General features: G+C 72.9%; 13 protein-coding genes and 1 pseudogene. 4 read left to right on the top strand and 10 right to left on the bottom strand.

Annotated features, from left to right (window positions below):
- Positions 1-72 precede the first annotated feature (72 nt).
- The gene (locus ACGF5U_RS09065; RefSeq protein ID WP_392712337.1) at positions 73-1,026 is read left to right on the top strand and encodes a hydrogen peroxide-inducible genes activator; all 954 of its coding nucleotides are present in this window, start codon (positions 73-75) and stop codon (positions 1,024-1,026) included.
- Positions 1,027-1,087: 61 nt separating this feature from the next.
- On the opposite strand, the gene ACGF5U_RS09060 is transcribed toward ACGF5U_RS09065, so the two are convergent.
- The 6 genes and pseudogenes from ACGF5U_RS09060 to ACGF5U_RS09035 all read right to left on the bottom strand — a co-directional run bounded on the left by ACGF5U_RS09060 (position 1,088) and on the right by ACGF5U_RS09035 (position 7,271).
- Positions 1,088-3,421, bottom strand: coding sequence for an FtsX-like permease family protein (locus tag ACGF5U_RS09060; protein ID WP_392712339.1), 2,334 nt, complete (start codon positions 3,419-3,421; stop codon positions 1,088-1,090).
- Positions 3,418-4,110 carry an ABC transporter ATP-binding protein gene (locus tag ACGF5U_RS09055; RefSeq protein WP_392712341.1) on the bottom strand — a complete coding sequence of 231 codons (693 nt, stop codon included), beginning with the start codon at positions 4,108-4,110 and terminating at the stop codon, positions 3,418-3,420. The genes ACGF5U_RS09060 and ACGF5U_RS09055 overlap by 4 nt, the downstream gene beginning before the upstream one ends.
- A 131-nt stretch (positions 4,111-4,241) precedes the next feature.
- A pseudogene (locus ACGF5U_RS09050) lies at positions 4,242-4,763 on the bottom strand (PadR family transcriptional regulator); the annotation flags it as partial.
- 143 nt (positions 4,764-4,906) lie between these two features.
- Positions 4,907-5,866 carry an endonuclease/exonuclease/phosphatase family protein gene (locus ACGF5U_RS09045; RefSeq protein ID WP_392712342.1) on the bottom strand — a complete coding sequence of 320 codons (960 nt, stop codon included), beginning with the start codon at positions 5,864-5,866 and terminating at the stop codon, positions 4,907-4,909.
- Positions 5,867-6,066: 200 nt separating this feature from the next.
- Positions 6,067-6,381, bottom strand: a complete 315-nt coding sequence (locus ACGF5U_RS09040) for a hypothetical protein (RefSeq protein ID WP_392712344.1) — start codon at positions 6,379-6,381, stop codon at positions 6,067-6,069.
- Entirely contained in the window at positions 6,327-7,271 is a 945-nt protein-coding gene (locus ACGF5U_RS09035) for an SPFH domain-containing protein (RefSeq protein ID WP_392712346.1), read from the bottom strand. The genes ACGF5U_RS09040 and ACGF5U_RS09035 overlap by 55 nt, the downstream gene beginning before the upstream one ends.
- 283 nt (positions 7,272-7,554) lie before the next feature.
- Between ACGF5U_RS09035 and ACGF5U_RS09030 the strand changes: the two genes are divergently transcribed.
- Positions 7,555-9,807, top strand: a complete 2,253-nt coding sequence (locus tag ACGF5U_RS09030; RefSeq protein WP_392712347.1) for a transglycosylase domain-containing protein — start codon at positions 7,555-7,557, stop codon at positions 9,805-9,807.
- Positions 9,808-10,113: 306 nt separating this feature from the next.
- On the opposite strand, the gene ACGF5U_RS09025 is transcribed toward ACGF5U_RS09030, so the two are convergent.
- From ACGF5U_RS09025 to ACGF5U_RS09015, 3 genes are all read right to left on the bottom strand, one after another.
- Positions 10,114-12,234, bottom strand: coding sequence for a SpoIIE family protein phosphatase (locus ACGF5U_RS09025; RefSeq protein ID WP_392712349.1), 2,121 nt, complete (start codon positions 12,232-12,234; stop codon positions 10,114-10,116).
- Positions 12,235-12,470: 236 nt separating this feature from the next.
- Entirely contained in the window at positions 12,471-13,286 is an 816-nt protein-coding gene (locus ACGF5U_RS09020) for a DUF402 domain-containing protein (RefSeq protein ID WP_392712351.1), read from the bottom strand.
- Positions 13,287-13,368: 82 nt separating this feature from the next.
- Positions 13,369-14,799 (bottom strand): class II fumarate hydratase, encoded by a 1,431-nt coding sequence (locus tag ACGF5U_RS09015; protein WP_392712353.1) that lies wholly within the window; start codon positions 14,797-14,799, stop codon positions 13,369-13,371.
- Between the two features lie 106 nt (positions 14,800-14,905).
- Here ACGF5U_RS09015 and ACGF5U_RS09010 point away from each other — a divergent pair, with 106 nt between their 5' ends.
- Positions 14,906-16,465, top strand: coding sequence for a ricin-type beta-trefoil lectin domain protein (locus ACGF5U_RS09010; protein ID WP_392712355.1), 1,560 nt, complete (start codon positions 14,906-14,908; stop codon positions 16,463-16,465).
- 142 nt (positions 16,466-16,607) lie between these two features.
- Positions 16,608-17,102, top strand: coding sequence for a hypothetical protein (locus ACGF5U_RS09005; protein ID WP_392712356.1), 495 nt, complete (start codon positions 16,608-16,610; stop codon positions 17,100-17,102).
- Between the two features lie 250 nt (positions 17,103-17,352).
- Here ACGF5U_RS09005 and ACGF5U_RS09000 read toward each other — a convergent pair whose 3' ends face one another.
- A complete protein-coding gene (locus ACGF5U_RS09000; RefSeq protein ID WP_392712358.1) occupies positions 17,353-19,029 on the bottom strand; it encodes a fumarate hydratase in 1,677 nt (558 codons plus the stop codon).
- Positions 19,030-19,178 lie beyond the last annotated feature (149 nt).

The following is a 19,178-nucleotide window of genomic DNA, read 5'->3' as shown; positions in this document are numbered from 1 at the left end:
CAGCATGGCACGGAGTGCATTGATCAGTGAAATAGCTAGACTGGGTCGCGTTGATCGAAGGTGGTTATCAGTGTGTCCGTATATAAGGGTAAGCAGCCCAGTCTGGCCCAGCTCCGGGCGTTCGCGGCCGTCGCCGAGCACCTGCACTTCCGGGACGCGGCCGCCGCGCTCGGTATGAGCCAGCCCGCTCTCTCGGGCGCGGTTTCGGCGCTCGAAGAGGCACTCGGTGTCCAACTCCTGGAGCGTACGACGCGCAAGGTGCTCCTCTCACCGGCGGGGGAGCGCCTCGCGGTGCGGGCCAGGGCCGTCCTGGACGCGGTGGGCGAGCTGATGGAGGAGGCCGAGGCCGCGCAGGCGCCCTTCACCGGGGTGCTCCGCCTCGGGGTCATCCCCACCGTCGCGCCGTATCTGCTGCCGACGGTGCTGCGCCTGGTCCACGACCGCTACCCGGACCTCGACCTCCAGGTCCACGAGGAGCAGACCTCGTCCCTGCTCGAAGGGCTCGCCGCCGGACGGCTCGACCTGCTGCTGCTCGCCGTTCCGCTGGGTGTGCCGGGCGTCACCGAACTGCCCCTGTTCGACGAGGACTTCGTCCTGGTCACGCCGGGGGACCACTGGCTCGGCGGCCGCGCCGACATCCCCCGTGACGCCCTGCGCGAACTGCACCTGCTGCTGCTGGACGAGGGCCACTGCCTGCGCGACCAGGCCCTCGACATCTGCCGGGAGGCCGGCCGCACCGACGGCGCCGACGTCACCACCACGGCGGCCGGGCTCTCCACGCTCGTCCAGCTCGTGGCGGGCGGGCTCGGCGTCACCCTGCTGCCCCGCACCGCCGTCACGGTCGAGACCGCGCGCAACGACCGGCTGACGACCGGCTGGTTCGCCGACCCCGCCCCCTCGCGGCGTATCGCGCTGGCGATGCGGACGGGCGCGGCGCGGCACGCCGAGTTCGAGGAGTTCGCACAGGCCCTGCGCGGCGCCCTCGCCACCCTCCCCGTGCGCGTCCTGCCCCCGCCGGCGGTCTGACCGGCGGGGCGGCCCCGCCGGCGGCCCTACCGGCGGGGCGGGAGACGGCCACGGCACCGGGCTACTCCGTACGCAGCCCCTCCGGGCGCATCACGCGCCACAGCAGCGGCAGGCTCAGCACCGTCACGGCGGCGATCAGCCCCGCCCCGACGCCGACCACGGGCAGGAACACCCACCAGTCCTCGACCCGTTTGCCGATCAGCCGCAGCAGCGCCGCGCCGAGACCGAGGCCGCCCGCGACGGCGAGGGCAAGTCCCACGGTGATCGGCACCGCGCTCTGCCACAGCACCGACCAGCCCAGCGTCGAACGGCGGGTGCCGAAGGCGACCAGCGCGGACAGCAGCCGCCTGCGCTCCCGCAGCTGCTCCAGCGTCGACACCAGCAGCGACGCCGCGATCAGCGTCATCGTCGCGGCCGCCGCGGCGAACACCCCCGTACGGACGCTGCTGTACTGCTGGTCCCGCTCGATGTTCTGGATCGTCCCGACCCGCATCAGCGGATCGAACCGCGCGGCCGCGTTCCGCGCGTGCTCGGCGGCGTCCGGTACGGCCGGGTCCAGCCGCACCATGGCCTTCACCACCGGGTCCTCCAGCGTGGCCGCGTCGATCGCGGCCGGTGTCGCGTAGATCCCGAACGGCATCCGCCCGATCGGATCGCGCCGCGCCTCCACCGTGCGGGCTTGGGCCGGGATACGCCACAGCACGGGCTTTCGGCCCTCGGACCGCAGGTCCACCACGGCGCCCGGGCGGGCCGTCTCGGCGAGATAGTCGTCGGGCGGACCCTCCCCGCCATGGGTCAGGGCGATGAAGACATCGCCGTCCCGGCACGACGGCAGCCGGCCCAGCTCGCGCAGCGACGCGCAGTCCCCGACCGTCAGCGCGGTCGTCGGGACGAAGCTCTCGCCCGCCCGCTGCCCGCCCGGCCGCCTGGCGCTCCCCTCGACGGTGCCGATCACGCCCTCGACGCCGTCAGCGGCCGCCAGCCGGTCGAGCAGCTCGCGGGCCGCCGCGCCGTTGTCGCGGGGCGTGCCCCACATCTCCAGTTGCGCCCGCGACTCGTCCATGTGCGTCGGCCGCATGAAGTCGGCCTGTACGGCTCCGAACAGCATCTGCAGGGCGATGGCCCCGGTCGCCGCCGCCACGATCCCGCTGACCGCGCGCGCCGCCGTACCGCTGCTCAACTGGAGCCTGCGGGTCGCCAGTTGCCAGGCGACGGGCCCCCCGCGCAGTCGCCGCACCGCCGCCTCCACCAGCCAGGGCAGCAGCGTGCAGACCCCGGTCAGCACCAGGACGGCACCGACCGCGATCCGGTACGTGTCCACCGAGGTGTCCGCCGGAGCGATCCGCGCGGCAGGCAGGAGCAGCGCCAGGCCCGCCGCCACCGGCAGCAGCCGCCACCACACCCGGCGGCGGCGCGGCGCCGCGCCGCGCACGACACCCAGCGGCTCCACGGTCAGCCCGCGCAGCGCGACCAGGGTCACCACGACCGCGCACAGCGGCACCGCCACCGCCACGAAGGCGACGAGCAGCGGGTCGGGCACCACGTCCGAGGTGAAGGCGTTGAGGTTCCACACCGTGACCCGGCCCGCGAACGGCCGCCCCGCCAGGAAGAACCCGGCGCCGGCCAGCAGGCCGAGCAGCGCGCCGGCCAGCGACTCGCCGGCCGCGATCCGCCGGGTCGTCGCGGTGTCGGCGCCGGCCAGCCGCAGCGCGGCGAGCCGCTGGTCGCGCTGCTCGCCACCGAACCGTACGGCGGTCGCCACGAACACGAGCACCGGCAGCAGCAGCACCACGCACGCCACCACGACGACCAGCAGCAGCACCGCGTCCAGCGGACGCGGGTCCGCCGCGGCACCGAACGCGTCGCCGCGCGAGGCGGCGAACGCGCCGTCCACGGACGGGTCGCCGGCGTAGGCGAAGAGCTCGCCGGGCCCGAGCAGTCCCGTGTCGCCGATGGTGCCCACCGTCTCGTACGGGAAACGGTCCTTCAGCAGGGCGCCGCCGGGCGAGGCCAGGAGCCGGGCCAGCGCGGGGGACACGACCATCTCCCCGGGTCCCGGCAGCTTCGCCAGGCCCGGCGGTACGGGGGTGTCGGGGCCTTCCGGGTGCAGGACGAGGCCATGGACCGTGACCCCGTGGAACAGCGTGTCCGTCTCCGTCCAGAGGAACGAGCGGTCGGAGCGCGGCGCGTCGTCCAGCGACACCTGCCGGGCGTCGGCGCGCCCCTCACGGGCCGACATCATGCCGGGCACCGAGGCGGCGACGAGCAGCAGTGCCACGCCCAGACCGATGCCCACCGCGGTGAGGGCCGTACGGAACCAGGTGCGGCGGCCTCCGGCGAACGCGAACCGGGCACCGAGCGCGAGGTCGCGGCCGACCGTGCGGGGCCCGGTCACACGGCACCCGCCAGATCGCGCACCCTGCCGTCCCGGACGGTGATCTCCCGGTCCGAGTACGCGGCCACCCGGGCCTCGTGGGTGACCAGGACGACCGCCGCGCCGGTGTCCCGGGCCGCGTCCGTGAGCAGCCGCATGACCAGCTCGCCGTTGAGGGAGTCCAGGGCGCCGGTCGGCTCGTCGGCGAAGACCACGCGCGGGGCCGTGACCAGCGCGCGGGCCACCGCCACCTGCTGGCCCTGTCCGCCCGAGACCTCACCGGGCCGCTTGCCCGCGATGTCCCGCGCCTCCAGCCGGTCGAGCCACTCCAGCGCCGTGGCCTCGGCCGCCCCGCGGCGCGCACCGCCCAGCCGCAGCGGCAGGGCCACGTTCTCCACGCACGTCAACTCGGGTACGAGGTGCCCGAACTGGAACACGAACCCGAAGTCCGTGCGGCGCAGTGTGCTGCGCCCGGCGTCGGACATCGAGGTCAGCTCGCGCCCGTCGTAGGTGATGGTTCCGTCGTCCGGTCGGACGATCCCGGCCAGGCAGTGCAGGAGGGTGGACTTGCCGGAGCCGGACGGGCCCATGACGGCGACGACCTCGCCGGCCCGGACGGCGAAGTCGACCCCGGTGAGCGCGGGCGTCGGCCCGTACGCCTTGTGGAGCTCCCGCGCCTGGAGCAGGGGTATGGAGGAGGGTGTGGTCACCGGCCCGTCCCCCCGGTCACCGGCCCGTCCCCCCCGGTCGCCCCGCCGGTCCCCCCGGGTGTCCCGCCGGTGCCTCCGGGTGTCCCGCCGGTGCTTCCGGGTGTCCCGCCGCCGGTCCTGCCTCCTCGTGTCGCGCCGACCGCCTCGGCGAGCTGATCGAGGCGTGCGGCGGTCAGTTCCAGCCAGCGCAGATCGGCTTCCAGATGGAACAGCGCGTGATCGCAGATGAGTTGGTCGGCGAGATCGCCGCCCGTCTTGCGTCGGGTCAGCTCGCGCATGAGGCGCAGGTGCTCGGCGCGCTGGGTGTCCAGCAGGTCGGCGGCGCCGCGCCCGGTGAGCAGGGCCAGGACGACCTTCGTGTACAGGGTCGACTGGAGGTAGGGCTCCGGCTTCTCGGGGCGGGCCAGCCACTGTGCGACATCGGTGATCCCGGCGTCCGTGATGGCGTACCGCTTGCGTTCGGGGCCTTCGCCCGGCTCGATGCCCTCGACCTCGACGAGCCCGTTCCGCAGGAGCCGGGACATGGTCGAGTAGACCTGGCCGTAGTGCAGCGGCCGGTCCTGGCCGAACTTCTCGTCGAAGGCGCGCTTGAGGTCGTAGCCGTGGCGCGGTCCGGACTCCAGCAGCCCGAGGAGGGTGTGACCGATTGACATGACGACCACTCTACCCGCTGTGTATACACCGCATGTATAGCTGGCGTGAAAGTGCCTGCGAAAGCTCCCCGGCATCGGTCATCGGTCATCGGTCATCGGTCATCGGCCATCGGTCATCGGCCATCGGGCATCGGTCTGAGCGGTCAGAACCTCACGTACGCAACGACCGGCAGATGGTCGCTCCCGGTGCGCGGCAGGGACCGGATCCGGGTGATCGTCGCACCCCGGGCCATGACGTGGTCGATCCGGGCCACCGGCGCCGACGCGGGCCAGCTGAAGGCGAAGTCGGCCGGAACGGGGTCCATGCGCGAGCCGACCGGGCCCAGCCCCCGGTCGTCCACCGTGCCGTTGAGGTCGCCGAGCAGCAGCAGCCGGTCCAGCTTCTCCGCCCCGATCGCCGCACCGAGCAGTGCGGCGCTCTGGTCCCGCCGTCCGGTGCCGAACCCGCCCCCGAGCCCGAGGCGCACGGACGGCAGGTGGGCGACCAGGACGGCGACCTCGCCGTGCGGGGTCGCGGCGGTCGCCCGCATCCCCCGGTTCCAGCCCGCGCCGACGCCGTCCGGGCGGATGTCCAGCTCCCGTACGTCGGACAGCGGGTGCCTGGACCAGAGCCCGACCGTGCCGTGCACCGCGTGGTGCGGGTAGTCCGCCGCGAGCGCGGCCGCGTAGGCGGGCAGGGCGGCGGGGGTCAGCTCCTCCAGGGCGATGAGGTCGGGGCGCGCCCGGGTCAGGGCCCGGACGGTGCCCGCCGGGTCGGGGTTCTCGTCGCTGACGTTGTGCTGCACGGCGACCAGGTCGTACGGGCCGGGCGCGTCCCCCGGCGGCAGGGCGGCGCCGAAGTGGCCGAGCCAGGCGACGACGGGCAGGACCAGGGCGAGCAGCGCCGTCGCCGAACGGCGCAGCAACGCGGCCGCCAGGAGGACGGGGACGGCGAGCCCCAGCCAGGGCAGAAACGTTTCGATGAGGCTGCCGGGCCGACCGGGCAGATCTGGCACGGTGCCGTGGAACACCACGAGCCAGGCGACCAGCACGGCGAGCGCGGCCAGGACGTGGCCGCGCCCCCAGGCCGACCGGCCGCGCCCGTCGGGGCCCCAGTCCCGCAACCGGCGCGGCCACCGCCGCCCACCCGCGGGGCCCGCCCCGCCCGCCGCCCGCGCGGCTGCCGGATCCTCCGCGCCCGGTGGCGCCGGTGGGTCCTGCGCCTCCGTAGCACCGGGCCGCGGTGTCGTACTGCTGTTCATATGAAAGGTCGACGCGCGGGGCCCGGGTCCCGGTTCCTCACCGTCCCCCGGGTGCGCGCGCGTCATCCGGGCGGCGGGCCTGCCGGCGGGTTCTTCGACGGGCCCGCCGACGGGTTCTTCGGCGGGTTCTTCGGTGGTCGTCCGCGTCGCGGCAGCGGGCCCGGCCCGGACGGCAGTCGGCCCGCCTCCGCGAGCGCCTTGCGCAGCAGGAACTCGATCTGGGAGTTGGCGCTGCGCAACTCGTCGGAGGCCCAGCGCGCCAGCGCCTCGTAGACCGACGGGTCGAGGCGCAGCAGCACCTGCTTGCGCTCGCGGCGTTCACTCACTGGTACAGCGTGCCCGTGTTCAGGACCGGTTGGGCCGAGCGGTCGCCGCACAGCACCACCATCAGGTTCGAGACCATCGCCGCCTTGCGCTCCGGGTCGAGTTCCACGATGTCCTGCTCCGCGATACGGGCGAGGGCCGCCTCGACCATACCGACCGCGCCGTCCACGATCTGGCGGCGCGCCGCCACGACGGCGCCCGCCTGCTGGCGCTGGAGCATCGCGGAGGCGATCTCCGGGGCGTACGCGAGATGGGTGAAGCGCGACTCGATGATGTGGACCCCGGCGGCCTCCACGCGCGCGTGCAGTTCGGCCGCGAGCTTCTCGGTGATCTCCTCGGCGTCGCCGCGCAGCGAGAGCCCGCCCTCGTCGTGCGCGTCGTACGGGTACTCGATCGCGATGTGCCGCACCGCGGCCTCGGTCTGCGTGGAGACGAACTCCAGGAAGTCGTCCACCTCGAACAGCGCCTGGGCGGTGTCCTCGACCTTCCACACGACGACGGCGGCGAGCTCGATCGGGTTGCCGTACGCGTCGTTGACCTTCAGGACGGCCGTCTCGTGGTTGCGCACCCGCGTCGATATCTTCTCCCGCGAGGTGAACGGGTTGACCCAGCGCAGCCCGTCCGTGCGGATCGTGCCCCGGTAGCGGCCGAAGAGCTGGACCACCCGGGCCTCGCCGGGCGCCACCATGTTGAGGCCGCTCATCGCGAGGAGCGCGGCGAACGCGCAGAGGACGCCGGAGACGATGAGGGTCACCTTCACGCCGGTGGTGCCGGCGGCCGCGCCCGCCACCACCAGGCAGACGCCGAGGGCGACGCCCACCAGGCCGAGCAGCAGGGCGAGTCCGCCGCCGATGCTGTTGGCGGTGAACTCGCGCACGGTCGGGCGCGGCATCTCGGGTGTTCCGGCCGTGTGGCCGGGGTTCTTCTCGCTGGTCACGGACATGAGGGTCCCCCGCTCCATGGTCACGCCGCCGATCGGCGGCGCTCTAGCAAAGTGATATCACTTTATAGGTCGCGGCAACCCTGCGCACCCCTCGTGAGTCGGTTCCTTTGGAACAGGTGCTCATTGTCACGTCCGGAAAAGACAGGATCCGTTGGTCTATGTCGGTTCCAGCGGGTTAGTTTGCTGAGCTGGTCAGGCCCGGACAGCGCGTCAGGACCCGGCCGTCATCGAGCAGCGAGCATCGAGCATCGAGCGAAGAAGCGAAGAGCGGAGCAACGAAGCGATGGGCCGAGCGGAAGCGCGACGGACCCCGCAGCGCGGAGAGCGCCGGGGGAAGGGCGGAGGCACGGGCATACGCCGCTTCTTCACCTGGAGGAAGCTGCTGGGCACGTTCTTCGTGACCTGCCTGCTCGCCATGGGCGGGCTGTACGTCCTGTATCTGATGGTGCCCGTCCCCGACGCCAACGCCGAAGCGACGATGCAGAGCAACATCTACCGCTACGCCAACGGCAAGATCCTCACCCGCACCGGCGAGATCAACCGGTCGATCGTCGGCCTGGAGAAGATCCCCGAGGACGTCCGGTACGCGTTCGTCGCCGCGGAGAACAAGACCTTCTACGAGGACGTCGGCGTCGACTTCAAGGGCACCGCCCGCGGCGCCTGGAACACCGTCACGGGCAAGGGCAGGCAGGGCGGCTCGACCATCACCCAGCAGTACGTCAAGAACTACTACCTGGACCAGAGTCAGACCGCCACCCGCAAGCTCAAGGAGCTGGTGATCGCGCTCAAGGTGGACCAGCGCAAGTCGAAGGACGAGATCCTCGCGGGCTACCTCAACACCAGCTACTACGGCCGGGGCGCGTACGGCATCCAGGCCGCCGCCCAGGCGTACTACGGTGTCGACGCGCCCAAGCTGACCGTCGCCCAGGGCGCCTACCTCGCCGCTCTCCTCCAGGCGCCCAACCAGTACGACTGGACGTCGGCCACGGCCACCGGCCGCAAGCTGGTGCGGGAGCGCTGGGACTACGTCCTGGACAACATGGCCGAGGAGAAGTGGCTCGACCCCGCCGCGCGCGCGAAGCTCACCTTCCCCGTACCGCAGGAGCCCAAGGCGGCACCCGGCATGGAGGGCCAGACCGGATACCTCGTGGAAGCCGCCAACCAGGAGCTGATGCGCCAGGGCGTCAGCGAGGAGGACATCAAGGCCGGCGGCTGGACGATCACCCTCAACATCGACGAGAAGCGGCAGAAGGAGCTCGTCGAGGCGGTCGACGAGCAGCTTGAGGACCAGCTCGACCGCAAGGGCGACACGGTGGACGCGACCGTCCAGGCCGGCGCCACCTCCGTCGACCCCAGGACCGGCCATGTCGTCGCCCTGTACGGCGGTGTCGGCGCCACCGAGCACTGGATGTCCAACGCCACCCGCCGCGACTACCAGCCCGCCTCCACGTTCAAGCCGCTCGTCTTCGCCTCCGCCCTGGAGAACCGCTCGGAGACCCAGGACGGCCGGTCGATCGGCGTCAACACCGTCTACGACGGCACCAGCAAGCGGCCCGTCAAGGGCAGCGACACCCCGTTCGCCCCGGAGAACGAGGACGACCGGAGCTACGGCCCCGTCACCGTCCAGCGCGCCATGAACAAGTCCATCAACTCGGTCTTCGCCCAGATGATCGTGGACGTCGGCCCCGGCAAGGTGAAGAAGACCGCCCTGGACCTCGGCATGCGGGACAGCGAGGCGTTCGTGGAGCGCCCCGCGATGTCGCTCGGCACCATGGGCGCGTCGACCTGGGACATGGCCGGCGTGTACGCGACGCTCGACAACCACGGCAAGAAGGTCACCCCGTCGATCGTGAAGTCGGCCGAGCACAAGGCGCGCACGCCCGAGCTCGAAGACCCCGTCGGGGGGCAGGTCCTCACCCGGGAGACCGCCGACACCGTCACCTCGGTCCTGACCGGCGTCGTCAGGAACGGCTCCGGCCACGAGGCCGACACGTCCGCCTACGCGGCCGCCGGCAAGACGGGAACGTCGGAGAACAACAAGTCGGCGTGGTTCGCCGGCTACACCCCCGAACTGGTCACCGTCGTCGCCCTCTTCGGCGAGGACACCGACAAGGGCACCCAGGTCACGCTCACCGGCACCGCCAACTCGGGCCGTGCCAACGGCGGCGGCTTCCCCGCCCGCATCTGGGCCGACTACACCCTGGACGCCCTCGGCGGCGGCTCCGACGCCGACTTCGACCTGGAGGTCACCGAGACGGCGGGCCCCGAACCGGATCCGTCGCCGTCGACCAGCCAGAGCCCCAGCGGTACGCCGAGCGGTACGCCCAGCGGCACACCGGACGGCACGTCGACCACCCCGACGACGACGCCGCCCACGCGGACGCCCACCAGGACGCCCCCGCCCGTCACCACGCCCACGCCCACCCCGACGCCGACCGGAACCCCGACAGGGCCGGTCGACGGCGACCCGGGCGGCACAGGCACCGGCGACGGCGCCACCGGCGACCAGAAACCCCTCCAGAACGTGACGGGGTGAGCCGAGGGGGGCCGGGCCCGAGCCGGGCCCGGCCCCCCTCCGCGCGCCGACGCGTACCGGGCCCCCGCACGGCCGACGGTGACCGGGCCGACCCCGGCCCGACGGTGACCGGCCCGACCGGACCCGGCCGGCGGTGACCCGGGCCCTCTCGCGGCAACGGGCCGACGGTGACCGGGCCCACCGGGCCGACGGTGACCCCGCCCACCGGGCCGACGGTGACCCCGGCCGACCGGGCCCGGCCCATGGGGCCGGCCCATGTGGCCGGCCCGGACCCGCGCCTTTTCGCGGCGACCCGGAGGCGGTCGCTCAGACCCGGGTGGGCAGCTCGAACCAGACCACCTTGCCGGTGGACAGCCGAGTCGCGCCCCAGCGGCGGGCCAGCCGGTTCACCAGGAACAGGCCGCGCCCGCCCTCGTCGGTGTCCCGCGCACGGCGCTGCCGGGGCAGCTGCGGCGAGTCGTCGCCCACCTCGCACCGCAGCACGTCCGTACGGAGCAGCCGCAGCGTCACGGGACGCTCCGCGTACCGCACGGCGTTGGTGACGACCTCGCTGATCAGCAGCTCCACCGAGTCCGTGAGCTCCTCCAGGTCCCAGCGGGCCAGCGCCCGCCGGGCCAGCCTGCGGGCCCGGCCGGGCGCCGCGTCCTCCGGCTCCAGGAACCAGTACGCGACATCGCTCGGCGCGATCCCGTCGAAGCGGGCGGCGAGCAGGGCGATGTCGTCGTCCCGGTCGCCGGGGCCGAGCATGTCGAGCACGTCGTCGCAGAGCGCCTCCAGCGGCGGCGAGTGGTCGGGGCCCGTCAACTGGGCCGTCGCGGCGAGCCGTTCCCGCAGCTGCTCTATCCCGGTCCACACGTCCCGCAGCCGCGACTCCACCAGACCGTCGGTGTACAGCAGCAGGGTGGCGCCCGCCGGTGCGTCCAGCTCGACCGCCTCGAAGTCCACGCCTCCGACACCGATCGGCGCGCCGGGCGGCACCCGCAGCACCTCGGCGCGGCCGCCGAGATGCAGCAGTATCGGCGGCGGGTGACCGGCGTTGGCGATGGTGATCCGGTGCGCGACCGGGTCGTACACCGCGTACATGCAGGTCGCCATGCGGTTCTCGCCGAGCCGCTGCGCCTGCTCGTCCAGGTGGTGCAGCACCTCCTGCGGCGGCAGGTCGAGCCCCGCGAGGGTCTGCGCGGTCGTCCGGAGCTGGCCCATGATCGCGGCGGACGTCATGGAGTGGCCCATGACGTCGCCCACGACCAGGGCGACCCGGCTGCCGGGCAGCGGGATCGCGTCGTACCAGTCGCCGCCGACCCGGGCCGTCTCGGCGGCCGGCAGATAGCGGGACGCGAGCTTCACCCCGGTCGGCTGCGGCAGGTTCTCCGGCAGCATCGTGCGCTGCAGCTCGTCGGCGATGTACGCCTCACGGCCGTACAGGACCGCCTTGTCGATACCGAGGGCGGTGTGCGTCGCCAGCTGCGCCGCCACCAGCAGGTCGTTCGGCTCGAACGCCGGCCGGTCGGGGCGGCGCAGGAACACGGCGGCGCCGATGACCCGGCGCCGGCCGCGCAGCGGCGCCAGGATCGCCCGGTGCCCGGACGGTACGGAACGGCCGTCGCCGAGGAGTTCGGGCAGCGCCGCACGGGCCGCCGCCGAGTCGCCGAACACCGGCCGTACGCCGCGCAGCACCTCGGCGAGGGCGCTCCCGGCCCGCACCTCGCACAGCTCGGCCGCGGGGCCCGCCTCCACGTCGGGGGCCACCACGGGACCGGTCACCAGACCGATGTCGGTGTCGTCCTCCGTTAAACGCAGCCGGTCCGTACGGCGCAGCCGCAGCACGAACGGGTCCACGGGCCGCTCGTCGCCGACCGGGAGCGGATCGCGCAGATAGACCAGGATCGCGTCCGAGAACGTCGGCACGGTCGCCCGGCACAGGCCCAGCACGATCTCGTCCAGGTCTATGCCGCGGGCGATCCGTCGCGTCGCGGCGCCGACGAACCGCAGCCGGTCGCCCTCGCGCCGCGCGGTGCCGACCGGGTCCTGGGGGCCCGGCCCCGCCTGCGACGGCACGGCGGCGACGGCGGACACCATCGACCCGGACCCGGCGGTTCCCGCCGCGCCTCCGGCTCCGGGACCCGCCGCGCCCGCTCCGGCACCCGGCACCGGCGCGCCGCCGCCCGGTACCGCTCCGGCCCGGGGCGCACCCCCGGCACCCGGTACCGCCCGCGGCGCTGCTCCCGGTACCGCCGGACCGCCGCCGTTGCCGGCCGCAGGGGTCGCGGCCCCCGCGGCGCAGCCGTGTCCGGACGCGGAGGCTGCGGGCACGGGAGCGGGCGGCGCGGCGGGCGCCTCGGGCGCCTGCTGCCGCGGCCGGGTGCGTTCCTGCGGCCGGGCAGCGACAGGCTGCCGGCCTTCGTGGGAGGTGGGATGCTCCGTCACGCGTGGGATTCCGTCCGTCCGGGCCGGTAGGGCGATGCAATCGCTCTGTCAGGCGCTATACCCGCTCTGGGGGCGGCGTCGACAAGGGATGACGGATCCGCGCACATATTGCGCACGGCTGCACCCCCTCGTTGATGACTTACGGTCAGTTTGTGCACACTGCTCAGTCGTTGTCGTCTCGCGGTGACTCGCGGAGGACGATCCTACGTTTGGACCCCAGGGGCGCATCAAGGGTCTCACGGAGCCGTGTGCGCCGGGGTGCGATCCCAGTCGGCCGGCAGCTCCGGCACCGCCCACCGGGGGTCGGGCCGCCAGTTCTCCCAGCCGTCCGCGAACGGCGCTCCCCAGGCCCGGACGACCTCCACGGCCGCCCGCCCGGCCTCCCGTACCCGCAGGGCCTGCGCGGGGTCCATGAGGCCGTTCCGCTGCGCCTGGGCGAACTCGTCCTCGTCCCGCCACAGCCAACTGCGGTCGGGGTAGACGGAGATGTCGAGGAAGTGGTCCTCGGAGTCGACACCGCCCGCCCATCGGGTGCGCGGCTCCTCCAGGTTGACGTACCAGCTGCGGAACGCCCAGCCCCGCTCCCAGAACAGCCATACCGACCACGGTTCGTCCGGCCGTGCGAGCTTCAGCACGCCCGTACCGGTCCAGCGGGTGCGGACGGTGGTGCGGGGCGCCGTGTAGCGGGTGGCGAGCGGCTCCTCGTGCACGGGGGTGCCGTCCGCGAGCACGGGCTTGACGCACTCCGTGCCCGGGGCCATCCACACGGCGAGCAGGTCGGCGGTGTCCTGGACGACGGTCACGGGCCGGCAGATGTGGACGTGGCCGCCGCCGTTGTCCCGGTACCGCCACAGGATCGGGTCTCCGGGCGCCCACCGCGCACCGGTGGTGCCGCCCTCGCCTCCACCATCCGTCCGGGTGTCCTCGCGCCCGCGCGCCCGGGTGTCCTCACGCCCGCCCGTCCGGGCGTCCCCCCGCCCGCCCGTACGGGCCTCGCGGCCGTCGGCCCTGCCTCCTGACGCCGCCTCCGCGCCTGTCGTCTCCGCTGTCATGCGCAGATCTTAGGGGGGTGCCGGGGCGGCCGCCGCGACCCGGATCACGCCTCCGGGGCGCCGCTACCGGCGACGTGGCAGGTCAGGGCCGGGTCATCCGCAGGACGTCGAGGGCGCGGTCAAGCTCCTCCACGGTCAGGTCGCCCCGTTCGACGTACCCGGACTCCAGAACGACCTCACGGATCGTCTTCCGCTCGGCGAGCGACCTCTTGGCGACCTTCGCCGCCTCCTCGTACCCGATGTACCGGTTCAGCGGTGTCACCACGGACGGTGACGACTCGGCGTACTCGCGGGCCCGCTCCACGTTCGCGGTGATGCCGTCGACGGTGCGGTCGGCGAGCAGCCGGGACGCGTTCGCGAGCAGCCGCACCGACTCCAGCAGGTTCCTGGCCATCACCGGGAGCATCACGTTCAGCTCGAAGTTCCCCGCGGCGCCGGCGGCCGCGACCGCGGCGTCGTTCCCCGTGACCTGGGCGGCGACCATCAGGACGGCCTCCGGGACGACCGGGTTGACCTTGCCCGGCATGATCGACGAGCCCGGCTGGAGGTCGGGCAGGTTGATCTCGGCCAGTCCGGTGCGCGGCCCCGACGCCATCCAGCGCAGATCGTTCGAGATCTTCGTGAGGCCGACCGCGATCGTCCGGAGTTGTCCGGACGTCTCCACGAGCCCGTCCCGCGCGCCCTGCGCCTCGAAGTGATCGCGCGCCTCCGTCAGCGGCAGGCCGGTGGCGTCGGCGACCTCGGCGATGACGGCGGCGGAGAAACCGGCCGGGGTGTTGATGCCGGTACCGACCGCCGTACCGCCCAGCGGCAGTTCCGCCAGACGCGGCAGCGAAGCCCGCAGCCGTTCGACGCCGTACCTGATCTGCGCGGCGTACCCGCCGAACTCCTGACCCAGCGTCACCGGTGTGGCGTCCATGAGATGCGTACGCCCCGACTTGACGACCTCCGAGAATTCGGCCGATTTCCGCTCCAGGGAGGAGGCCAGATGAGCCAGTGCGGGGATCAGGTCGCCGGTGACGGCGGCGGTCGCCGCGATGTGGATGGAGGACGGGAAGACGTCGTTGGACGACTGGGACGCGTTGACGTGGTCGTTGGGGTGGACGTCCCGGCCGAGCCGCTCGGTCGCCAGGGTGGCCAGCACCTCGTTGGTGTTCATGTTGGACGAGGTGCCGGACCCGGTCTGGAAGACGTCGACCGGGAAGTGGTCGTCCCAGCGGCCGTCGGCGACCTCGGCGGCCGCCTCCTGGATGGCCGCCGCGATGTCCGGGTCGAGGACGCCCAGGTCGGCGTTGACCTTCGCGGCCGCGGCCTTGACGCGGGCCAGCGCCTCGATGTGGGCGCGCTCCAGCCGCTGGCCGGAGACGGGGAAGTTCTCCACCGCCCGCTGGGTCTGGGCCCGCCACTTGGCGTGCGCGGGGACCCGCACCTCGCCCATGGAGTCGTGCTCGATCCGGAAGCCCTCGGTCCCGGCCCCGGGGGTGCTGTCGGGCGTGCCGCTCGCGTCGCTCATGGTGTCCAACCTCCTGGAAAAGATGAGCACTTGTCTTGTTCGGTCTATTCCCAAGTGCGCTACCGGCCAGTAAAAACCGTGGGTAACCCCACTTCCAGGAGGCGCAATGCTGCATCTGACGGGCGGGCACCCCCCGAACCCCCCGCGCACCGGACGGCGACTCGCCTGTACGGTCGCCACCGCCGCCGCCGTGCTCGCCGCCACCCTCGGTGGCGTCCCCGCCGTCACCGCCACCGCCACCGCCGCCGAGGCGCCCCGTACCGTCCAGTCCGTACCGCTGCCCGCCGAACTGGAGCGGATCCGCGCCGCCGAGGCCACCGCCCTGTACGGCAGCCCCGCCGAACGCCCGCTCGCCGAACGCAAGACCGGCCTGATCTCGCTCGGCGACAGCGAGATCTCCGGCGAGGGCGTCGGCACCTACGAACCCGGCACGGACGGCCCCGACAACTGGTGCCACCGCTCGCCCGACGCGGCCATCCACCGTACCGGCATCCCCGCCGACGTCACCTACAACGTCTCCTGCTCCGGCGGATCCACCGGCAACATCCGCATCGGCGGGTCGAAGCAGTACGCGGACGAACTCGTCCAGAGCGACAGCCTCGCCATCAAGGCCCGCAACACCCGCGTCAAGATGGTGCTCCTGGTCGCCGGAGCCAACGACGACCTCCAGTTCGGCCCCGTGATGACCGACTGCGTCACCCGCTACGTCCTCCTCCAGGGCCCGTGCGAGCCGAAGTACGCGCCCGGCTGGCAGAACCGCGTCGACGGCCTCGTCCCCAAGGTCGAGCAGACCGTCCGCGACCTGCGGACCGTGATGCGCGACGCCGGATACGCCGACGGCGACTACAAGCTCGTCGTGATGAGCTACCCCAGCCCGATCGGCCCGGACTTCCGCGACAACCCCGCCTTCCCCGGCAAACTGGCCTGCGGCGGCCTCGGCTACGACTCCGACACCGTCTGGGGCCGCAACACCGCCGTACCCGCGTTCGAACGCGGCGTCCGCAGGGCCGCCGCGAACACCGGCGCGACCTACCTGGACAACTCACGTCTCTTCCACGGCCACGAGGTGTGCATGGACGAGACCTGGGCCAGGGGCCTGTTCGTCGACGTGTCCAAGTTCCCCTGGGACGAGAACTCCGTACGGCAGTCCTTCCACCCCAACAAGGCCGGCCACGCCGCCTTCGCCTCCTGCCTGACCCAGCTGTACGCCTCCGGACTGCGGGAAGCCGGCTGCGTCGACCCCGCGTCCACCGGCAAGCCCGTACTGGTGCCCGGCGCGTGGAACGACAAGTTCACGCCACTGAAGAGCGCGGCCACCGGCACCTGCGTCGACGTCACCGCCGCCGTCACCCGCAACGGCACCGCCGTCGGCGGCTGGGACTGCCACGGCGGCCGCAACCAGGACTGGTGGTACGACACCCAGCGCGGCTCGCTCCACACCGCGCTCACCCACGACCGCTGCCTGGACGTCCAGGCGGCCCGCTACACACCGGGCACCGCGCTGATCCTCTGGAACTGCTCGGGCGCCGCCAACCAGAAGTTCGTCCGCCAGTCCGGCACGCTCCGCCCGGCCTCGGCGACGGACCTGTGCGTGACGCTCGCGGCCGCCAGGGATCCGCTGCGGCTCCAGCCCTGCGACGGCTCGGCGAAGCAGCGCTTCGCGTGAGAACGCCGTAGAGCGGGAAGGCCCCGGTCACCGAGGGGGTGACCGGGGCCTTCGCCGTGTCCGCGCGCGGGCGGGCGGACACGGGGCGACCGTCGGATAATGAGTAGGCGGAGGGGGGTCCCCACTCCACAGGAGGCAGGACATGTCCCGCGACTTCAGGAGGATGGGTGCGCTCGGCGTCGCCGCGGCCGCCGCCGTCGCCCTCGGCGCCGCCCCGGCCTCCACCGCCGCCGCCCAGCCCGCCGACCCCGACTTCACCCTCTACGCCAAGGAGATCCCCGGCGAGGAGGAGCCCACCGCGCCACCCGCCGTCGGCGAGACCTTCTCCTTCGCCGAGGACCTCTACCGCGCCAAGGGCGGGGAGAAGGCCGGCCGGTCCGGCGTGACCTGCACTGTGGTGCGCCAGGGCGAGCAGGGCGGTGACGTCCTGTGCGTGGGCACGTTCGTCCTGACCGGTGACCCGGCCGGGCAGCTCAGCGTGCAGACACTGACGTCGTACAGCCTGACGGACGAGGGGCCGTCCGCGTTCGACGTCGCCATCACCGGCGGAACCGGCGACTTCGCGGACGCGCGCGGCTACGTCCGGGGTGCCGGCGAGGGGGACTACCAGCGGCTGGACTTCCACCTCACCGACTAGCGGAGCACGGGCATGGGCCCGGCCCACGCGGGCCGTGACCCGTCGGTGTCCCGGGGCCCCGGCCCTCGCAGGGCCGCACCTTCGGCGGGCCGGACCCTCGGCGGGCCGGGGTTCGTCGGTGTCCCGGGCCGGGCGTCTCACGGGCCGTGACCCGTCGGTGTCCCGGGCCCCGGCGTCCCCGGACCGGGCGCTCACCGGACCGGGCCTTCGGCGGACCGGCCCGTTCGGCCCGCGACCCGCCCCGCCCGGGTCAGCCGAGGCCGGGACCGCGTACCGGGATCGACGTGAACGTCGGCGCGGGCGCCGGGTCCTTGAAGAAGTCGTTGCCCTTGTCGTCCACGACGATGAACGCCGGGAAGTCCTCGACCTCGATCTTCCAGACGGCCTCCATGCCGAGCTCCTCGTACTCGACGACCTCGACCTTCTTGATGCAGTCCTGCGCGAGGCGGGCCGCAGGACCGCCGATCGAGCCGAGGTAGAAGCCGCCGTGCGTGCCGCACGCGTCCGTCACCTGCTGCGAGCGGTTGCCCTTGGCGAGCATGACCTTCGAGCCGCCCGCCGCCTGGAACTGCTCGACGTACGAGTCCATGCGCCCGGCCGTCGTCGGTCCGAACGAACCGGAGGCGTACCCCTCGGGCGTCTTCGCGGGGCCCGCGTAGTACACCGGGTGGTCCTTCAGGTACTGCGGCATGTCCTCGCCCGCGTCGAGCCGCTCCTTGATCTTGGCGTGCGCGATGTCGCGCGCCACGACCAGCGGACCCGTCAGGGACAGCCGGGTCTTGACCGGGTACCTGGTCAACTCCGCGAGGATCTCGTCCATCGGCTGGTTCAGGTCGATCCTGACGACGTCCCCGTCCTGTTCCAGGTGCTCGTCCGTCGTGTCCGGCAGGAAGCGCGCCGGGTCGGTCTCCAACTGCTCCAGGAAGACGCCGTCGGCGGTGATCTTCGCGACGGCCTGGCGGTCGGCCGAGCAGGAGACGGCGATCGCGACCGGCAGCGACGCGCCGTGCCGCGGCAGCCGCACCACACGGACGTCGTGGCAGAAGTACTTGCCGCCGAACTGCGCGCCGATGCCGATCTTCTGCGTCAGCTCGAAGACCTTCTTCTCCAGCTCCTCGTCCCGGAAGCCGTGCCCCAGCTCCGAGCCCTCGGACGGCAGCTCGTCCAGGTAGTGCGCGGAGGCGTACTTCGCCGTCTTCAGCGCGAACTCGGCGCTCGTACCGCCGACGACGATGGCCAGGTGGTACGGCGGGCACGCGGCCGTACCGAGCGAACGGATCTTCTCCTCGAGGAACCTCATCATGGAGGTCTCGTTCAGGACGGCCTTCGTCTCCTGGTAGAGGAACGACTTGTTCGCGGAGCCGCCGCCCTTCGCCATGAACAGGAACTTGTACGCGCCGCCGTCGGTCGCGTACAGCTCGATCTGGGCGGGGAGGTTCGAGCCGGTGTTCTTCTCCTCCCACATGGTGAGCGGAGCCATCTGCGAGTAGCGCAGGTTCAGCCTGGTGTACGCGTCGTAGATGCCGCGCGAGAGGGCCTTCTCGTCCCCGCCCTGGGTGAGGACGTTCTGCCCGCGCTTGCCCATCACGATGGCGGTGCCCGTGTCCTGGCACATCGGCAGCACGCCCGCAGCCGCGATGTTGGCGTTCTTCAGCAGGTCCAGCGCCACGAACTTGTCGTTCGACGACGCCTCCGGGTCGTCGATGATCTTCCGGAGCTGGGCCAGGTGCGCGGGCCGCAGGTAGTGCTGGATGTCGTGGATCGCCTCTTCGGCGAGCTTGCGCAGCGCCTCCGGCTCGACCTTGAGGAACGTACGGCCGTCGGCCTCGAAGGTGGACACACCCTCCGAGGTCACCAGGCGGTAGGGCGTGGTGTCCTCTCCCAGCGGCAGAAGATCGGAGTACGCAAACTCTGGCATTACGGCCATTCCTCACTCGGCAGACAGCGGCGCGGCCTCCATTGGCGACGCGTCCACAAGCGTAGAGCGCGCGGCGGGGCCCGACCCTGTGAGGTAAGGCTCAGTTCCCGCGCGGCCCCCGCCCACCGCCGCGCGACCCCCGCCCACCGCCGCGCGAC

Origin of the sequence: Streptomyces sp. NPDC047886 (assembly GCF_043204435.1) — a bacterium.
GTDB lineage: Bacteria > Actinomycetota > Actinomycetes > Streptomycetales > Streptomycetaceae > Streptomyces.
The sequence above is the reverse complement of the archived record's forward strand: the minus strand, read 5'-3'. Positions and strand labels throughout refer to the sequence as shown.

What these genes read in the sequence shown, in the direction of transcription:
- ACGF5U_RS09035 (WP_392712346.1), bottom strand. Translation starts at nt 7,271, where the DNA reads ATGTCCGTGACCAGCGAGAAGAACCCCGGCCACACGGCCGGAACACCC.
- ACGF5U_RS09030 (WP_392712347.1), top strand. Translation starts at nt 7,555, where the DNA reads ATGGGCCGAGCGGAAGCGCGACGGACCCCGCAGCGCGGAGAGCGCCGG.
- ACGF5U_RS09020 (WP_392712351.1), bottom strand. Translation starts at nt 13,286, where the DNA reads ATGACAGCGGAGACGACAGGCGCGGAGGCGGCGTCAGGAGGCAGGGCC.
- ACGF5U_RS09015 (WP_392712353.1), bottom strand. Translation starts at nt 14,799, where the DNA reads ATGAGCGACGCGAGCGGCACGCCCGACAGCACCCCCGGGGCCGGGACC.
- ACGF5U_RS09010 (WP_392712355.1), top strand. Translation starts at nt 14,906, where the DNA reads ATGCTGCATCTGACGGGCGGGCACCCCCCGAACCCCCCGCGCACCGGA.
- ACGF5U_RS09005 (WP_392712356.1), top strand. Translation starts at nt 16,608, where the DNA reads ATGTCCCGCGACTTCAGGAGGATGGGTGCGCTCGGCGTCGCCGCGGCC.
- ACGF5U_RS09000 (WP_392712358.1), bottom strand. Translation starts at nt 19,029, where the DNA reads ATGGCCGTAATGCCAGAGTTTGCGTACTCCGATCTTCTGCCGCTGGGA.